Source organism: Citrobacter sp. FDAARGOS_156 (genome assembly GCF_001559235.2).
GTDB classification, from domain to species: domain Bacteria; phylum Pseudomonadota; class Gammaproteobacteria; order Enterobacterales; family Enterobacteriaceae; genus Citrobacter; species Citrobacter youngae.
Map to the genome: position 1 here is coordinate 101,912 of NZ_CP014030.2, position 17,948 is coordinate 119,859.

Annotated in this window: 15 protein-coding genes; 7 read left to right on the plus strand and 8 right to left on the minus strand. The window is 53.4% G+C overall.

The window, feature by feature from the left end; translation table 11 throughout:
* Window positions 1–8: 8 nt before the first annotated feature.
* Genes AL515_RS00470 through araD form a run of 4 tightly spaced genes read left to right on the plus strand, consistent with a single transcriptional unit; the run spans window position 9 to window position 3,715 of the window.
* Entirely contained in the window at window positions 9–1,511 is a 1,503-nt protein-coding gene (locus AL515_RS00470) for an FGGY-family carbohydrate kinase (RefSeq protein ID WP_061066804.1), read from the plus strand.
* Entirely contained in the window at window positions 1,511–2,173 is a 663-nt protein-coding gene (gene ulaD / locus AL515_RS00475) for a 3-keto-L-gulonate-6-phosphate decarboxylase UlaD (protein ID WP_061066805.1), read from the plus strand. Before AL515_RS00470 ends, ulaD begins: the two co-directional genes overlap by 1 nt.
* Complete coding sequence (locus AL515_RS00480; protein ID WP_061066806.1) at window positions 2,166–3,026, plus strand: L-ribulose-5-phosphate 3-epimerase; 861 nt, start codon at window positions 2,166–2,168, stop codon at window positions 3,024–3,026. Before ulaD ends, AL515_RS00480 begins: the two co-directional genes overlap by 8 nt.
* Window positions 3,020–3,715: an L-ribulose-5-phosphate 4-epimerase gene (gene araD / locus AL515_RS00485; protein ID WP_061066807.1), complete on the plus strand. Its 696-nt coding sequence runs from the start codon at window positions 3,020–3,022 to the stop codon at window positions 3,713–3,715. Before AL515_RS00480 ends, araD begins: the two co-directional genes overlap by 7 nt.
* A 4-nt stretch (window positions 3,716–3,719) precedes the next feature.
* On the opposite strand, the gene AL515_RS00490 is transcribed toward araD, so the two are convergent.
* A complete protein-coding gene (locus tag AL515_RS00490) occupies window positions 3,720–4,535 on the minus strand; it encodes a helix-turn-helix domain-containing protein (RefSeq protein WP_061066808.1) in 816 nt (271 codons plus the stop codon).
* 251 nt (window positions 4,536–4,786) lie between these two features.
* Between AL515_RS00490 and AL515_RS00495 the strand changes: the two genes are divergently transcribed.
* On the plus strand, window positions 4,787–6,187 hold the full coding sequence (locus tag AL515_RS00495) for an MFS transporter (RefSeq protein WP_061066809.1): 1,401 nt from the start codon (window positions 4,787–4,789) through the stop codon (window positions 6,185–6,187).
* A gap of 10 nt (window positions 6,188–6,197) precedes the next feature.
* Window positions 6,198–8,153 (plus strand): glycoside hydrolase family 127 protein, encoded by a 1,956-nt coding sequence (locus AL515_RS00500; RefSeq protein ID WP_061066810.1) that lies wholly within the window; start codon window positions 6,198–6,200, stop codon window positions 8,151–8,153.
* Between the two features lie 92 nt (window positions 8,154–8,245).
* Here the strand turns inward: AL515_RS00500 and AL515_RS00505 are convergent, their stop codons facing one another.
* Entirely contained in the window at window positions 8,246–8,986 is a 741-nt protein-coding gene (locus AL515_RS00505) for a MipA/OmpV family protein (protein ID WP_061066811.1), read from the minus strand.
* 121 nt (window positions 8,987–9,107) lie between these two features.
* Between AL515_RS00505 and AL515_RS00510 the strand changes: the two genes are divergently transcribed.
* A complete protein-coding gene (locus tag AL515_RS00510) occupies window positions 9,108–10,052 on the plus strand; it encodes a LysR family transcriptional regulator (protein WP_048213686.1) in 945 nt (314 codons plus the stop codon).
* A 25-nt stretch (window positions 10,053–10,077) separates the two neighbouring features.
* On the opposite strand, the gene AL515_RS00515 is transcribed toward AL515_RS00510, so the two are convergent.
* The 6 genes from AL515_RS00515 to selA form a co-directional block, all read right to left on the minus strand.
* Window positions 10,078–11,214, minus strand: a complete 1,137-nt coding sequence (locus AL515_RS00515; RefSeq protein ID WP_061066812.1) for an HlyD family secretion protein — start codon at window positions 11,212–11,214, stop codon at window positions 10,078–10,080.
* 5 nt (window positions 11,215–11,219) lie between these two features.
* Window positions 11,220–11,543: a DUF3302 domain-containing protein gene (locus AL515_RS00520; RefSeq protein ID WP_061066813.1), complete on the minus strand. Its 324-nt coding sequence runs from the start codon at window positions 11,541–11,543 to the stop codon at window positions 11,220–11,222.
* A 184-nt stretch (window positions 11,544–11,727) separates the two neighbouring features.
* Window positions 11,728–13,266, minus strand: a complete 1,539-nt coding sequence (gene aldB / locus AL515_RS00525) for an aldehyde dehydrogenase AldB (protein ID WP_061066814.1) — start codon at window positions 13,264–13,266, stop codon at window positions 11,728–11,730.
* A gap of 92 nt (window positions 13,267–13,358) precedes the next feature.
* Window positions 13,359–14,510, minus strand: coding sequence for an L-threonine dehydrogenase (gene yiaY, locus AL515_RS00530; RefSeq protein ID WP_061066815.1), 1,152 nt, complete (start codon window positions 14,508–14,510; stop codon window positions 13,359–13,361).
* A 188-nt stretch (window positions 14,511–14,698) separates the two neighbouring features.
* The gene (gene selB / locus AL515_RS00535; protein WP_061066816.1) at window positions 14,699–16,543 is read right to left on the minus strand and encodes a selenocysteine-specific translation elongation factor; all 1,845 of its coding nucleotides are present in this window, start codon (window positions 16,541–16,543) and stop codon (window positions 14,699–14,701) included.
* Entirely contained in the window at window positions 16,540–17,931 is a 1,392-nt protein-coding gene (gene selA, locus AL515_RS00540; protein WP_061066817.1) for an L-seryl-tRNA(Sec) selenium transferase, read from the minus strand. The genes selB and selA overlap by 4 nt, the downstream gene beginning before the upstream one ends.
* Window positions 17,932–17,948: the final 17 nt, after the last annotated feature.

The following is a 17,948-nucleotide window of genomic DNA, read 5'->3' on the forward strand; positions in this document are numbered from 1 at the left end:
ATAACAAGATGAGTGAGAAAGAGACCTTCTGGCTGGGTATTGATTGTGGCGGTACGTATCTGAAAGCCGGGTTGTATGACGCCAAAGGTCATGAGCATGGCATTAACCGGCAATCGTTGCAGACCGCATCGCCATTGCCCGGTTACGCCGAACGCGATATGCACCAGTTGTGGCAACAGTGTGTAGCCACGATCGCCGGGCTGTTAGCGCGCACCGGCGTCTGCGGCGATCAAATCAAAGGCGTCGGTATTTCCGCTCAGGGCAAAGGCCTGTTCCTTCTCGATAAGCAGGATAAACCGCTGGGCAATGCCATCCTCTCTTCCGACCGTCGGGCGATGGACATCGTTCAGCGCTGGCAGCAGGATGGGATCCCCGAGCAGCTCTACCCGGTTACCCGCCAGACGTTGTGGACCGGGCATCCAGCATCATTGCTGCGCTGGGTGAAAGAGAATCAACCCCAACGTTACGCGCAAATTGGCTGCGTCATGATGGGCCACGACTATCTGCGCTGGTGCTTAACCGGCGTCAAAGGCTGCGAAGAAAGCAATATCTCCGAGTCGAACCTCTACAACATGACTACGGGTCAGTACGACTCGCGCCTGACCCAGTGGCTGGGCATCAGTGAAATCGACAATGCGCTACCACCGATTGTCGGTTCAGCAGAAATATGCGGGGAAATCACCGCTCAGACAGCCGCCATAACCGGTCTGGCGGCGGGCACACCCGTCGTCGGTGGACTGTTTGATGTGGTTTCCACCGCACTCTGTGCCGGTATCGAAGATGAATACACCCTCAACGCGGTGATGGGAACCTGGGCCGTCACCAGCGGGATCGCTCACGGCCTGCGCGACCACGAGGCCCATCCCTATGTCTATGGGCGCTATGTCAACGACGGGCAGTACATCGTTCACGAAGCCAGCCCGACCTCTTCCGGCAACCTGGAATGGTTTACCGCCCAGTGGGGCGAACTCTCTTTTACTGAGATCAATCAGGCCGTGGCCAGCTTACCGAAAGCCGGTAGCGAGCTTTTCTTCCTGCCTTTTTTGTACGGCAGCAACGCCGGGCTGGAGATGACCAGCGGCTTTTATGGCATGCAGGCGATACACACTCGCGCCCACTTATTGCAGTCCATCTACGAAGGCGTGGTTTTCAGCCACATGACCCACCTCAACCGCATGCGCGAACGTTTTACGCAGGCGCATACCCTGCGCGTCACCGGCGGCCCGGCGCACTCCGACATCTGGATGCAAATGCTGGCAGACGTCAGCGGTTTACGTATCGAATTGCCGCAGATTGAAGAGACCGGTTGCTTTGGCGCTGCGCTCGCCGCCCGCGTCGGCACCGGCGTTTATTCCAACTTCAGCGACGCCCAACGCAGCCTACAGCATCCGGTGCGCACGCTGTTGCCGGACGCCGCCGCGCAGGCGAGCTACCAGCGTAAATACCGCCAATACCTGGATTTAATTACCGCACTACAGGGCTACCACGCCCGCATTAAGGAGCACGAATAATGAGTCGACCATTACTGCAACTGGCGCTCGACCACACCAGCCTTGAAGCCGCACAACACGACGTCGCGCTGCTACAAGAGAGCGTCGATATCGTTGAGGCGGGGACGATTCTCTGCTTAACCGAAGGGCTGAGCGCCGTGAAAGCCCTGCGCGCTCAGTGCCCGAATAAAATCATCGTCGCCGACTGGAAAGTGGCCGATGCGGGCGAAACCCTCGCGCAGCAAGCCTTTGGAGCTGGTGCCAACTGGATGACCATCATCTGCGCCGCGCCGCTGGCGACGGTAGAGAAAGGCTATGGCGTCGCGCAGTCCTGCGGTGGCGAAATTCAGATGGAGCTGTTTGGTAACTGGACGCTGGATGATGCCCGCGACTGGTATCGCGTTGGCGTTCGCCAGGCGATTTACCATCGTGGCCGCGATGCGCAGGCCAGCGGACAACAGTGGGGTGAAGCAGACCTGGCGCGCATGAAGGCGCTTTCTGATATTGGTCTGGAACTGTCGATTACCGGTGGGATCACCCCCGCCGATCTGCCGTTGTTCCGCGATATTAACGTCAAAGCTTTTATTGCCGGGCGCGCGCTGGCGGGAGCGCAAAACCCAGCGCAGGTTGCTAGCGAATTCCATGCGCAAATCGATGCCATCTGGGGAACACAGCATGCGTAATCATCCATTAGGTATCTATGAAAAAGCGCTGGCGAAAGACCTCAGTTGGCCAGAACGGCTGGTGCTGGCAAAAAGCTGCGGTTTTGATTTCGTCGAGATGTCGGTGGATGAAACCGATGAACGTCTTTCGCGTCTCGAGTGGAGTCCTGCTCAGCGTGCATCGCTGGTGAGTGCGATGCTGGAAACCGGCGTGGCAATCCCGTCAATGTGCCTGTCGGCACATCGACGCTTCCCGTTCGGTAGCCGCGATGAAACGGTGCGTGAGCGAGCACGCGACATCATGACCAAAGCCATTCGTCTGGCGCGCGATCTGGGTATCCGCACCATTCAACTGGCTGGTTACGACGTCTATTACGAAGAACATGACGCAGGTACGCAGCAGCGCTTTGCCGAAGGGCTGGCATGGGCAGTCGAGCAAGCCGCTGCCGCGCAGGTGATGCTGGCGGTAGAAATCATGGATACCGCGTTTATGAACTCGATCAGCAAGTGGAAAAAGTGGGATGAAATGCTGTCATCGCCGTGGTTCACCGTTTATCCGGACGTGGGCAACCTCAGCGCCTGGGGGAATGACGTCACTGCCGAATTGACGCTGGGCATTGACCGTATCGCTGCTATCCACCTGAAAGACACGCTGCCAGTGACCGAAACCCATCCGGGCCAGTTTCGCGATGTGCCGTTTGGCGAAGGGTGCGTGGACTTTGTTGGCATCTTCAAAACGCTGCATCAGCTGAACTACCGCGGGTCGTTTCTGATTGAAATGTGGACTGAAAAAGCGAAAGAGCCGGTACTGGAAATTATCCAGGCACGGCGCTGGATAGAAGCACGCATGCAGGAAGGAGGATTTCCATGTTAGAACAACTGAAAGCCGAGGTGCTGGCGGCCAATCTGGCGCTCCCGGCTCATGGCTTAGTGACCTTTACCTGGGGCAACGTCAGCGCAGTGGATGAAACACGTAAACTGATGGTGATTAAGCCATCCGGCGTGGAGTATGAGGTGATGACCGCCGACGACATGGTGGTAGTGGATATTGCCAGCGGCAACGTGGTGGAAGGCAGTAAAAAACCGTCGTCCGACACGCCAACCCATCTGGCGCTGTATCGTCGTTATCCCCAGATCGGCGGGATCGTCCATACCCATTCTCGCCACGCGACGATCTGGTCGCAGGCGGGTTTGGATCTCCCGGCATGGGGCACCACCCATGCCGATTATTTCTATGGTTCTATTCCGTGTACGCGTCTGATGACCGCTGAAGAGATCAACGGCGAATATGAATATCAAACCGGAGAGGTGATCGTTCAGACCTTCGAGCAGCGCGATCTCAATCCGCTGCAGGTTCCGGCGGTATTGGTGCACTCCCACGGACCGTTCGCCTGGGGTAAAGACGCGGCAGACGCGGTGCATAACGCCGTGGTGCTTGAAGAGTGCGCCTACATGGGGTTGTTCTCTCGCCAGTTAGCCCCGCAGTTGCCGGATATGCAGTCTGAGCTGCTGGATAAACATTATCTGCGTAAACACGGAGCGAATGCCTATTACGGGCAATAACGGGTCAGGCGCTATTGATATGTTCTTTGCAATAGCGCCGTTTCCACGCCGCGGGCGTCAGGCTGGTGTGCTTGTGGAATATTTTGCGAAAATAACCCACGTCATTAAAACCACATTTCATTGCCACCTCGGTTAGCGACAGCGAATCGCTGATTAACAGTTTTTCTGCCGCCCTTACCCGCTGACGGTGCAACGCTTCGGTTAGCGTCAGCCGGAAAGCGCCACGGAAAACGCGCCCCAGATAGTCCGCATTGCAATGCAGTTCTTTCGCCAACGTTGAGGCGGAAATCGGCAGGTGAAACTGAGTATGTATAATTTGTTGGGCCTTCCATGCCAGCGCATTCCCGGCGCTGTCCGCGGGTTGCTCGCTGGCAGCCGCAGAGATTTGCTGCAAAATCAGCAGCAGGATCAGTTCCAGCGCGATACTGCGATGTATATTTTCCTGCTCGCGTAAGAACTGGCGAAACAGCGAAATAATATATTGTGGCTCGCTCACCCGGGTATGTTGAGGGATAGCAAGTAACGGTTCCGTTATTGATGCGTCGCTTTCTGCCGTCACCTCAAAATGCAGCCAGTAAAATTTCAAATCAGCCGGAAATTGCCCAACGCCAATATGCAAGCGCTGCGGCCACAGCAGCAAACTTTCCCCAGCATTCACGCAAAAAACCGTATGGTCTTCGCGAATCGTTAATGTCCCTTTTTCAACAAAGATAATCTCCCAGGAGTGCAATTGCCGCGCCGGATGGCTACCCACGCCTCGGGAAATAAATAACCCACCATTTTGCACTTTAATCGGAAGAGACATGGACAATTCGAGCATATATATTCAAATTCCCACTTTTCGTATTATTCAAAATACCTTTATCATTGATTATTAATCATAAAATTACTTTTCACCGGATCGAAATCACATTTTCATTATAAAGTCGGAATTGTCATCTTTTTATACTTTTCCCTTCCCTTGTTGCGCTAAACATTTCGTGCAGAATAAATAACGTACTTTGCAAATTACCACTAAAAAACCCGCAATGTAGCGGGACACTTTCTGAACATCCTCTCCAGGAGTTATTTATGACTTCGGCTCCGATTACGACAAGCGATTTAGCGCATCGTGCGCAAGACGATAAATTATCTCTGCGTGAAAAGATTGGTTATGGATTAGGCGATGCGGGTGGGACGGTCATTACCTGCCTGATCATGAACTTCCTGACATTTTTCTACACCGATGTCTTCGGGTTAACGCCTGCGCTGGTCGGCACATTATTTATTGCTTTGCGTGTATTTGACGCCATTTCCGACCCCATCATGGGCGTGCTGGCCGACCGTACGCAAAGCCGTTGGGGGCGCTTTCGCCCGTGGCAACTGTGGGTCGCGGTTCCCATTGGCATCATTGGCGTACTCACTTTTACCGTCCCGGACGCCAGCATGGGGGTCAAGATCGCCTGGGCATTCGGCACCTATCTCCTGCTCTCTGTCGGCTATACCGCCATCAACGTACCGTATTGTGCGCTGATCAACACCATGACGACTCGCCATAACGAGGTGATCGCCTGTCAGTCCTGGCGCTTTGTGCTGTGCGGCGTGGCGGGATTCCTGGTCTCTGTTGGCCTGCCGTGGATGGTGGATGCTCTCGGTCAGGGTAATGCCGCGCAGGGTTATCAGTTTGGCGTGGGCATCCTGTGTGCCATCGCGGTGGTGATGTTCCTGTGCTGCTTCTTCTGGGTACGCGAGCGTGTGCCACTGGCAATGATGGGAAAATTTACCCTGCGTGAGCACATTGGCGGGCTGCGCAAAAATGACCAGTTGCTGCTGATACTGGTGATGTCTTTCCTGCTGATTAACGTCTTCAATATTCGTGGCGGCGGGTACATGTATTTTATTACCTACGTGCTGGAAGGTAGCACCGCTTATACGTCGCTGTTTTTCACCATGGTGACCTTTGCGTCCATCATCGGTTCAGTGATCGTCAGCCCCCTGACCCGTCGCATCGATACCGTCAAACTCTATTACTACACCAACCTGGTACTGGCCGCGCTGGCGGTAATGATGTGGTTCCTGCCAACCGGCCCGGCTTATCAGACGCTGTGGCTGGCGGTGATCCTCGGTAATGGCATTATTTTAGGCTTCACGCTGCCGTTGCACTTCTCGCTGATGGCCTTCGCCGACGATTACGGCGAGTGGAAAACCGGCGTGCGTTCCTCCGGCATGAATTTCGCCTTTAACCTGTTTTTCATCAAGCTGGCCTGGGCCTCAAGTGCGGGGATCATCAGCCTGCTGTTTATTTTTGTCGCCTATCAGCCGGGCGCCGGTAATCAAACCGCCAGTTCGCTGCAAGGGATTACTGCGATGGAAACGCTGCTGCCCGCGCTGTTCCACCTGCTGCTGGCGCTATCTGTCCGCATCTGCAAACTCAATAACCCGATGATGTCGCGTATTTCCACCGATCTGCGTCAGCGTCATGTACAGCCTTAAGGAGCACGAAATGAACGTACTGGAAGTCGACCTGCATAAGCTCACCGTCAGCGATCCGTTCCTCGGACAATATCAGCAGTTGGTGCGCGATGTAGTGATCCCCTATCAGTGGGATGCGCTCAATGACCGCATTGCAGAGGCGGAACCCAGCCATGCGATAGAGAATTTCCGTATCGCCGCAGGTCTGCAGGATGGCGAGTTTTACGGCATGGTTTTTCAGGATAGCGACGTAGCAAAGTGGCTGGAGGCCGTTGCCTGGTCCCTGTGCCAGAAACCCGATGCGGAACTTGAAAAAACGGCCGATGACGTCATTGAACTGGTGGCGGCTGCGCAGTGTGAAGATGGCTATCTCAATACTTACTTCACGGTGAAAGCCCCGAATGAACGCTGGACCAACCTCGCCGAATGTCATGAACTTTACTGCGCCGGTCATTTAATTGAAGCGGGCGTCGCGTTCTTCCAGGCGACGGGAAAACGCCGTTTGTTAGAGGTGGTGTGTCGCCTGGCGGATCACATCGACAGCGTGTTTGGACTCGGGGAGAATCAACTGCGCGGCTACCCCGGACACCCGGAAATCGAGCTGGCGCTGATGCGCTTGTACGAAGTGACCCAGCAACCTCGCTATATGGCGCTGGTAAATTACTTTGTTGAGCAGCGCGGCGCACAGCCTCATTTCTACGACGAAGAGTACGAAAAACGCGGAAAAACCTCTTACTGGCACACCTACGGCCCGGCGTGGATGGTGAAGGACAAGCCCTACAGCCAGGCACATCAGCCTATTTCAGAACAGCAAACTGCTATCGGTCATGCGGTACGCTTTGTCTACTTGATGACCGGCGTGGCGCATCTGGCACGCTTAAGCCAGGACGAAGGCAAGCGTCAGGATTGCCTGCGTCTGTGGAAAAACATGGCCCAGCGCCAGTTGTATATTACCGGCGGGATCGGCTCGCAAAGCAGTGGGGAGGCATTTAGCAGCGATTACGATCTGCCCAACGACTCCGTGTACGCGGAAAGCTGCGCCTCAATCGGCCTGATGATGTTCGCCCGCAGAATGCTGGAAATGGAGGCCGACAGTCAGTATGCCGACGTGATGGAGCGCGCGCTGTACAATACGGTACTTGGCGGCATGGCACTCGACGGCAAGCATTTCTTCTACGTTAATCCGCTGGAAGTGCACCCTAAATCATTAAAATTTAATCATATTTATGACCACGTGAAACCCGTTCGTCAGCGTTGGTTCGGCTGCGCCTGCTGTCCACCGAATATCGCCCGTGTGTTAACCTCAATTGGTCATTACCTCTACACGCCACGTCAGGACGCGCTGTATATCAATATGTACGTGGGCAATAGCATGGAGGTCCCTGTTGCAAATGGCTCGCTTAAGCTACGTATTAGCGGGGATTACCCATGGCATGAACAGGTAAAAATCGCCATCGAATCACCGCAGTCGGTGTATCACACCCTCGCTCTGCGCCTGCCAGACTGGTGCTCCGCGCCACAGGTTTTGTTGAATGGTCAGCCGGTTGAGCAGGATATTCGCAAAGGCTACTTGCACATCAGCCGGACCTGGCAGGAAGGCGATACGCTCAGTCTGACCCTGCCGATGCCGGTGCGCCGGGTGTACGGAAATCCACTGGTGCGCCATGTGGCAGGGAAGGTCGCTATTCAACGTGGGCCGCTGGTGTATTGCCTGGAGCAGGCCGACAACGGCGAGGAGTTGCATAACTTGTGGCTACCAAAAGAGAGTGAGCTCAGAGTATTCGAGGGTAAGGGGCTGTTCAGCCATAAGATGTTAATTCAGGCTGAAGGCGTGAAGCAAAGTCGCGCCGACGCGACGCAGCAATCCTTATGGCACTATGATGTTTCACCGGCTTCGCGTCAGGCGCATACCCTGACGTTTATTCCGTGGTTTAGCTGGGCGAACCGTGGTGAAGGCGAAATGCGTATCTGGGTAAATGAGCGGTAAGTGAAAACGTGCCGGATGGCGACGCTTCACGTCTTATCCGGCCTGCAACACTGAAAAAATTGCCCTCCTCCCTGAGGACAAACGGGTGAGAATCAGAAGCGCCAGCTCACCCCTGACAGGAAAGTGAAGCTGTCGTCGCGATCGACCATCGGGCTATTTTTAATATCATCCGGCAACACGCTATAGTTAGCGCTGGCCAACAGCGTCAGGTTGCTGGTCAATGCATATTTAGCGGACAGGCCAACATACGGTGTCCAGCTATCGCCTGGGGAATAACTTGATAACCCGCTACGGCGGGATTCATTGCCAGAGATGCCGTAATAATATTGGTTAAAGTTTTCGTCATAGTAGAGCACGCCAACAGCCGGGGTCAGCGTCAGCTTGCCCATCGGCATTTGGCGGAACAGAGACGCTTCTCCTACCCAACCGTTGCTGTTGTCCAGCACATCTGCCGCCGCGGAGACTTTCACGCTGCCCCATTTTTCATGGTGATACCATGCTGCACCCGCCATCGCGGTAGCGTCACGCTTATCCAGCTTTTTCATCGCCTGGTCGTCGTTATCACCTGGATCAAACTCAAGCGGCATATATGAGGCAGTAATGCTAAATTCATTGCTTTCGTTTTTTGAAAGAATATAACCTAACGTTGTTTGCCTAAAATAAAATGATTCACTTTCATAACTGACAAGCGGTACTGCGTGAACATTATCATTATATCCACGATAAGGAGATTCATTATATACAGCGCCACCGCCAATAGAAAATTCTGCGGCTGTCGCACTCGCCATAAAAGAAAAGGCAAATAGTGCCACAATATTGCGTTTAATTAACATGCCAACATTCCATTTTAAAATAAGCTACAAAGCGCGTGCATAATAATGCTTACAATTTCATCGGTGCAACATCCATATTTATATAGTAATATATAAAAAATTATATATATCGGGCTTGGCGATGAATAAATTACAACTTAAACACCGGGAACTGAAGATTATTTCGGTAATCGCTGCCAGTGAAAACATCAGCCACGCAGCGACCATCCTCGGCATTGCACAAGCCAACGTCAGTAAGTATCTTGCTGATTTTGAATCAAAGGTTGGATTAAAGGTGTTTGACCGCACCACCCGACAGTTGACCCTCACGCCGTTTGGTACTGCGCTGCTCCCTTACATCAATGACATGCTAGACCGAAACGATCAGTTGAATAATTTCATTGCTGACTATAAGCACGAAAAACGCGGCCGGGTAACGGTATATGCGCCAACCGGGATTATTGCTTACCTGTCGCAACATGTTATCGCAAAAATTCAGAATATCGGCGACATTAGCCTCTCACTGAAAACATGTAATCTTGAACGGAAAGCATTTTATGAAGGCGTCGACTTTCCTGATGATTGTGATGTTTTAATCACCTATGCGCATCCCAAAGACGAATCATTGGTCGCCAGTTTTATTACTAAATATGCAGTAACGGCCTTTGCCAGCCCGGAATATATTAGCACTCATCCTATAAGCGGCCCTGAAGATCTTGAACAGCACTCTTGTATTCTGATTGATTCCATGATGATCGACGATGCCAATATTTGGCGATTTACCTCCACCGGTGGCAAAGAGATGCACGACTACCGCGTGACGGGAAATTACGTCTGCGACAACACACAGTCTGCACTGGCGCTGGCTCGAAACCATCTGGGCATTGTTTTTGCGCCGAATACGAGCGTGCAAAAGGATGTTCAGGTCGGGTTGCTGGTCCCGTGTTTTTCTGAACAACATGAATGGTGGCTGGATCTGGTAGCGATTTTCCGCAAGCGTGAGTATCAGCCCTGGCGGGTGCAGTATATTCTTGATGAGATGTTGGCTGAGATTCGCCGGCAGCTTACTCAGTCGCTGGAGCAGTAGACTGAGCAAGCAAAACAGCCTGGGTTTAATGATCGAGATACAGGTAATGCACCCAACTGGTCATTCGCAACAAGACTTTGCGCATGACTGACACATGTTCGAAGTGGTCAGAATATACGGCGACCTGCGCGTAAATCCCGTCAGGTAACGCGCTAACCTCCGCATTATCATTCAGCTCAATCGTGGCGATCACCCCTTCAGAACCGGGCGTAGAGTTTAAGGATTGCAGCGCCCCGTTCGACTGGTATGTACCACCCGGTACGGCCGGACTGATAGCAGCCAGTTTACCGCTAAATACTTTACCCGGCAGGGCGTTAAACACCACTTCCGCTTCATCGCCTGGCTCCAGTCGCAGCAGCGAGTTTTGACGGAACTGGGCGATAATTTGCCGTTTTTGATCCGGGATAAACACCATCACCGGGCGCATAGGCAGTGCGGCGGCATAGGTTCCCGGACGCATCAGCACCTGCGTCACATAGCCATCGCTGGGCGCGCGAACCACGGTCTGGTCCAGATTGAACTCCGCTTCTGCTAACTGTGCTTTCAGGCTGGCAATTTGTGAATTTTCCCCCAGCACCAGGCTGTCTAACTGACTCTGGATTTGCTGTTGTTCCGCAATGGAGGACTTCACCGATGCTTCCTGCGCCAGATAGTTTTGCCGCGCCGCGTCGATATCGCGTTCAGAAAAAGGATTCACCTTCGCCTGGCTTCCCTGCGCATAGCGCTGATAATCTTTCGCCAGCTTGTCACGGGTAGCCTTTGCCCGTTGCGTGTTGGCTTGCATTTCATCCAGTTGCGCAGCAAGAGCCTGCTCTTTATGCTGTGCGGTGACAATATCGGCTTTCAGACGATCGACCCGCGCCTGATAACGCCCCGGATTAAGTTTGAATAGCACCTCGCCTTTTTTGATCAGTGTATTCTTCTTATCTGTCACTTCCGTCACGACACCCGTTACCTGCGGCACTACGGGAATAGAAATTACCGCCTTTTGCGCCTTAAAGGTATACGGATGATTATAATTCATCAGTAATATCAGTCCGCACACAATAAATATACCGCCCAATGCTGCGGTAGGTACTGTCCATTTGTTGACAGGAATTTTAAAAATCTTAAATATTGACCATGCACACGCTACATAGGTCAGAACAATCAGTAAATCCATCGATATTACTCCGCCGCAGAGGTCTTCACCTCACCCAATTTTTTTTCCAGATCGGCAACCCTTGCCTGCAGCTGGATCAGGGAAGAATCCGCGCTCTGCATGCCCCATCCGCGCTCCGGGCGATAAAGCGTTGCCCAGATCCATAAAAAGGGCCAAATAACATGTAAGGTAAACAAACTCACCCAACCCGCAACATGTATTGCGTCGGCATGAGGATGATTACGTTTTTTTGCAATCAGATAGGGAATATCATGCAGAATAATAACCCCATAAAAAATGACCAGGAATACAAAAATAAGCACTCCTAATGCAAAATAATTAAGGAACATATTTGCCTCAGAGATTGAAATAACAAATAAGAATTCTATTTGGATTTAAAAATAGATTGGAGGATAGTAGATGAATATGTACATGGAGTGCAATTATCTTGTTTATATAACGACATATGGGTTTTTATATAACTGCAGAATAAAGATATGCCCGGCGCAAAACCGGGCAATAAGTGACGAGAAATTAAAACAGTCCCAGTGGTTTATCCGAGTAGCTCACCAGCAGGCACTTGGTTTGCTGATAATGCTCGAGCATCATTTTGTGTGTCTCGCGCCCGATGCCCGACTGTTTATAGCCGCCGAACGCCGCATGTGCCGGGTAAGCGTGGTAACAGTTGGTCCAGACACGGCCAGCCTGAATACCGCGTCCCATCTTGTATGCCAGATTACCGTTACGACTCCAGACGCCGGCGCCTAGCCCATATTGCGTGTCATTGGCGATTTCCAGCGCCTCATCCATGGTTTTAAAGGTAGTGACCGCCAGTACCGGGCCAAAGATCTCCTCCTGGAAAACCCGCATGTTGTTCTTACCAAACAGAATGGTTGGTTCGAGGTAATAACCCTCTTTTAACTCACCATCCAGGTGCTTGCGCCGCCCGCCGGTAAGAACATCTGCACCTTCTTTCTTACCAATGTCGATGTAATTCAGAATAGTTTCCAGTTGACCATGCGACACCTGCGCGCCCATCTGCGTCACGCTGTCTAACGGATTACCGCTACGAATACTCTCCACGCGGCGAATGGCCCTTTCCATAAAACGTTCGTAAATGGATTCCTGAACCAGCGCACGACTCGGACAGGTACACACTTCGCCCTGGTTGAAGGCAAACAATGCAAAACCTTCCAGCGCTTTGTCAAAGAACGCATCTTCTTCATCCATCACGTCCGCGAAGAAGATATTGGGTGATTTCCCGCCCAGTTCCAGCGTGACCGGGATGATGTTCTGCGTGGCGTACTGCATGATCTGCTGCCCAACTTCCGTCGAACCTGTAAACGCCACTTTCGCAATGCGTTTAGAGGTCGCCAGATACTCCCCGATTTCCCCACCCGCGCCGTTTACCACGTTCACCACGCCAGGCGGGAGCAGATCGCCGATAACTTCCATCAGCAGCAGTACGGACAGCGGCGTCAGGCGCGCAGGTTTAAGCACTACGCAGTTCCCCGCAGCCAGCGCGGGTGCCATCTTCCAGCTGGCCATCAGCAGGGGGAAGTTCCACGGGATAATTTGCCCTACCACGCCAAGAGGTTCATGGAAGTGATAAGCCACGGTTTCGCTATCAACCTCGCTGATTCCCCCTTCCTGCGCACGAATACAGGAAGCGAAATAGCGGAAATGGTCAATTGCCAGCGGCACATCTGCCGCACTGGTTTCACGGATAGGTTTACCGTTATCCCAGGTTTCAGCCGTCGCCAGCAGCTCCAGATTTTGCTCCATACGATCGGCAATTTTGAACAGAATCGCCGCCCTGTCCTGCACGGATGTCTGCGCCCACTTGTCTTTTACTTTGTGCGCGGCATCCAGTGCCAGATCGATATCCTTTTTGCCGGAAGAGGCCACTTCGCACAGTAATTGCCCGGTAACTGGCGTCAGGTTCTGGTAATACTCACCGTCCACTGGTGCAACCCAGTCGCCGCCGATAAAGTTATCGTATCGGGCCTTTAACTTCAGAGGGTAACCATACTCGCCGGGATAAATACGCGTTGAAGGGGGGTTGTTGGTCATGACCGTCTCCTTGCTGTAGGGGTATTACAAAGGTAGACGGGACTGGCGAATTATTCGCCAGCCTTTTACTGCTTTACGACAGATATCACGAATTACATTGCCGCGCGGTAGATCGCCATGATTTCTTCATGGGTCGCCTGGATCGGGTTAGTGAAACCACAGGCATCTTTCAGGGCGTTGGTCGCCAGAACAGCAAAATCTTCTTCCTTAACGTTCAGCTCACGCAAACCTGCCGGAATATTCACTTTCTGCGCCAGTTCGCGGATTGCCGCGATACAGGCTTCGGCTCCTTGCGCATCGTTCAATCCAGCCACGTCGACGCCCATTGCCGCAGCACAATCGCGCAGACGAGCTGCGGCCACCTTGCTATTGAAGACCTGAACGTGCGGCAGCAGTACCGCATTGCAGACACCGTGCGGCAGGTCGTAGAAACCACCCAACTGATGCGCCATCGCGTGAACGTAACCCAGAGAGGCGTTGTTGAATGCCATACCTGCGAGGAACTGTGCGTAAGCCATGGCTTCGCGCGCCTGAGCATTGGCGCCATCTTCCACGGCGATCGTCAGGTTCTCGGCAATCATCGTCACGGCTTTAAGCGCACATGCATCGGTGATCGGCGTTGCCGCAATCGACACGTAGGCTTCGATAGCGTGGGTCAGCGCATCCATACCGGTTGCCGCTGTCAGGGACTTCGGCATACCGACCATCAGCGAAGAATCATTGACGGACAGCAGCGGTGTAACGTGCTTATCGACAATCGCCATTTTGATGTGGCGTACTTCGTCGGTAATGATGCAAAAATGGGTCATTTCAGATGCCGTTCCCGCCGTCGTGTTAATGGCAATCATCGGCAACTGCGGTTTTGCAGAACGGTCGACGCCTTCGTAATCACTAATATCGCCGCCGTTAGCCGCCACCAGCGCAATCCCCTTCGCACAATCGTGTGGGGAACCGCCACCGAGGGAAATTACGCTATCACAGGCATTTTCTTTCAGCATTTGCAGACCTGCGGCAACGTTGCTGGTTGTCGGATTAGGATGCGTACCATCATAAATTACGCTGAAAATATCACGTTCCTGCAGCGCTTTTTGAATTTCACTCGCCATACCTAATTTCGCCAGCATGGCATCCGTGACAATTAACGTACGACGAAAACCATATTCCGCCATTGTATTCATTGCATCTTTTAATGAACCAGCGCCAATTACATTCACGGAAGGAATAAAAAATGTTGAAGCAGCCATTGTACGATCCTTAATTACTCAAAAGAGGCAGGAAGCATACGAGTGATAATCCCAACAAAATATGATCGTGGTTGTTATTTTAATAACATTGAAAATTAAAAAGCACATTAGGTTCATAATCTAATGTGCTTATTTCAATCAATATCTATTTTGTATTAATTCATTTAATTTTTGAATTAATTGTTTCATTACTTTTCGGGAAACAGTAATGCATCGCGTAATAAATGATCATTTCCCCGACGACGCGTAAAACCAATACGGTCAAAATATTCCAGAATCTGAATAGCCAATTTACGCCCGACGTTAAGCCTGTCGCGGAAATCGGCAGCGCAGGTCGATCCTCTCTCCTGATCCAGTTCGCGGATCAGATTGGCAAAGGCCACAATCCGATCGTTACGGTAATAACGATCTTTGACGATCGCCGTAATAATGCCCTGCTGCGCCGCCTGCCGTAGCGCCAGACGCATCGCCTGCTCGTCCGTAGCCGTGGTTTTCGCCAGATCCCGCACCCACCACGGCTCATCACCAAACAGAGGTTCTACTTTTTGCCAGATAGCCCGCTGCTCATCGCTAAAACCGGCCTTATGATCCGGCAAATGTAGCCAGCCATGATGGCTATCAATAGCGCCGCTATCGCGCATCTTTTCAATCAGCAGCAGGACCAGCGCTTCATCTTCCATCGGCAGGGCCATACGACGCAGGCGTTCACGTCCAGGTCCCGGCTCATCACGGTGCTGTTCATGGTAGGTCGCCAGCGTATCCAGAATCTTACGCTGCCAGCGTGCAGCAACGGGCGCATTCAACAGACTATACCCGGCGCGAATAAATCCATGTTGCTCAATCAACGGACGCATGCCGTCGCCATTGAGCTGGCGTGCCCATGCGAAATCGGGAATATTCACCGCCCCGCGCGTCAGATGCAATGCCAGCGCTTCGCCGTCATTCTGCGCATTTTCCAGCGCCGACAGCCACTGTAAATACTCCGGCTTACGCTTCCCACGACGCGGTGGATTCAGCGTCACGACACGTGCGCCTGCCAGCGTCGTACGGGCAGAAATATCACGCAGCACCAGCCTGTCGTTATCAGCCAGCCACAGCGGCGTATCAAATACCAGTTCCGCCAGCGTCCCTTCGAGCAGTGAGATACGTCCGGTCACGTGGCTGGCCGCGTGGTGGATATGCAGCGGCTGCCACTGCATCAGCGGAGCCGAGTGTTCTAAAGAGACAATGACGCGTGAGAAGGCCTCTGGCGGCGCATCTGCAAGCAGCCAGTCACCACGGTTAATCTCTTCTTTTTGCGCATCACCGACAATGTTCAGCGCAATTCGCTGTCCGGCGTGAGCGTATTCGGTCGGCTGATTTTGCGCATGCAGGCTACGTACGCGCATCGGTTTGTTGACGCCCGTAAGCCACAACGCATCCCCGACGTTCACTTCTCCGCTGAGCGCCGTTCCCGTTACGACCAGACCTGCGCCTTTTACCGTGAAAGCGCGGTCAATCGCCAGGCGGAAGGTGTGATCGCGGGCCAGTTCACGCGGCGTCAACTGCAGCAAGTGGTCACGCAGCGCTTCGATACCACGGCCTTCACCGGCGGCAGTTACGAACAGTATCGCATCGGCAAAACCATAGTTACCCAGCGTGGTTTGCACCTCGGCACGTACTTCGTCAATGCGTGCTTCATCGACGCGATCGGCTTTTGTGAGCGCCACGGTAAGCTGTGGGTTGCCCGTCAGTTGCAGGATTTGCAAGTGTTCACGCGTTTGCGCCATCACGCCGTCATCACACGCCACCACCAGCAGCGCGTGGTCGATACCACCGACACCCGCCAGCATGTTGGACAGAAACTTTTCGTGACCAGGGACATCGATAAATCCCAGTACCCGCCCGTCCGGCTGCGGCCAGTAGGCATAGCCGAGGTCGATAGTCATACCGCGCTTTTTTTCTTCCGGCAGCCGGTCGGCATTCACGCCGGTAATCGCCTGTAATAACGTTGTTTTTCCGTGGTCAACGTGTCCGGCGGTTGCAATAATCATTTCAGCATCATCTCCATAAACCGGGTCTCGTCTTCAAGGCAGCGCAGATCCAGCCACAAGCGGCCATCATAAATTCGCCCAATGACCGGCACGGGCAGCAAACGCCAGCGGGCGGCCAGCGCTTCGAGGCGGCTTCCACGCCCGTCATGGGGGGTAAAGGTTAATGCCGCGCTCGGCAGCCTATCAACTGGTAGCGAGCCGCTGCCAATCTGCGACAGGCAAGGCATCACATTCAGCGCAAACTCGGCACCATAATGTTCTGTCAATTGTGCTTGTAATCGTAGCGCCTGCGCGTGGACAGCCTCTTTCGTGCGGGTGAGCTGGCGTAACGTCGGCAACTTCTCCGCCAGCGCTTCCGGGTGCAGATAGAGCCGCAGCGTTGCTTCCAGCGCTGCCAGCGTCATTTTATCAGCCCGTAACGCGCGTTTCAGCGGATGGCTCTGTAAGCGGGCGATCATCTCTTTTTTACCGACGATAATCCCGGCCTGCGGCCCGCCCAACAGTTTGTCGCCAGAGAAACTCACCAGGCTCACACCTGCGGCAATGAGTTGCTGCGGCATCGGTTCCTGCGGCAAACCATACTGACTGAGATCGACCAGCGAGCCGCTACCCAGATCCGCCACTACCGGCACATCCAGTTCCTGACCAATGGCGGCCAGCTCAGCTTCATCAACCGAGCTGGTAAAGCCTTCAATGCTGTAATTACTGGTATGGACTTTCATCAGCAGACCGGTGTTTTCATTCACCGCCTGACGGTAATCTTTCGCATGGGTCCGGTTGGTGGTGCCAACCTCGCGCAGGATACATCCGGCCTGGCACATCACGTCGGGAATACGAAACGCGCCGCCAATTTCTACCAGCTCGCCGCGCGAAACGACCACCTCTTTGCCGTTGGCCGTGGCGGCCAGCATCAGTAGAACCGCAGCGGCATTATTATTGACAATACAGGCATCTTCCGCGCCGGTCAGGCGGCAGAGTAGATCCGCCAGCGCCCGATCCCGATGTCCACGTCCGGCATCATCCAGGTTGTATTCCAGCGTCACCGGCGTACGCATCGCCTGCACCACCGCAGCAATCGCCTCCTCAGCTTGTGATGCACGCCCAAGATTGGTATGCAGCACCGTTCCGGTCAGGTTAATCACCGGACGTAGCGCGCTTTGCGATTCTCGTTCCAGCCGGGCGCTGGCCTCTTGCGCCCAGTCTTCCCCCCATGCTGGAAGCGCCTGCGTGTCGCGAATCGCCTCTCTGGCTTCATCGAGCATATGACGCAGCAGATCCACCACGCGGGTATGACCGTGGGACTCACGTAAGACCTGGAAAGCGCTATCGCGCAGTAAACGATCGATAGCAGGAAGCTGGCTGTAGAGTGAACGCATGTCGGTTGTCATGAAAGGGCCTGGCTGTT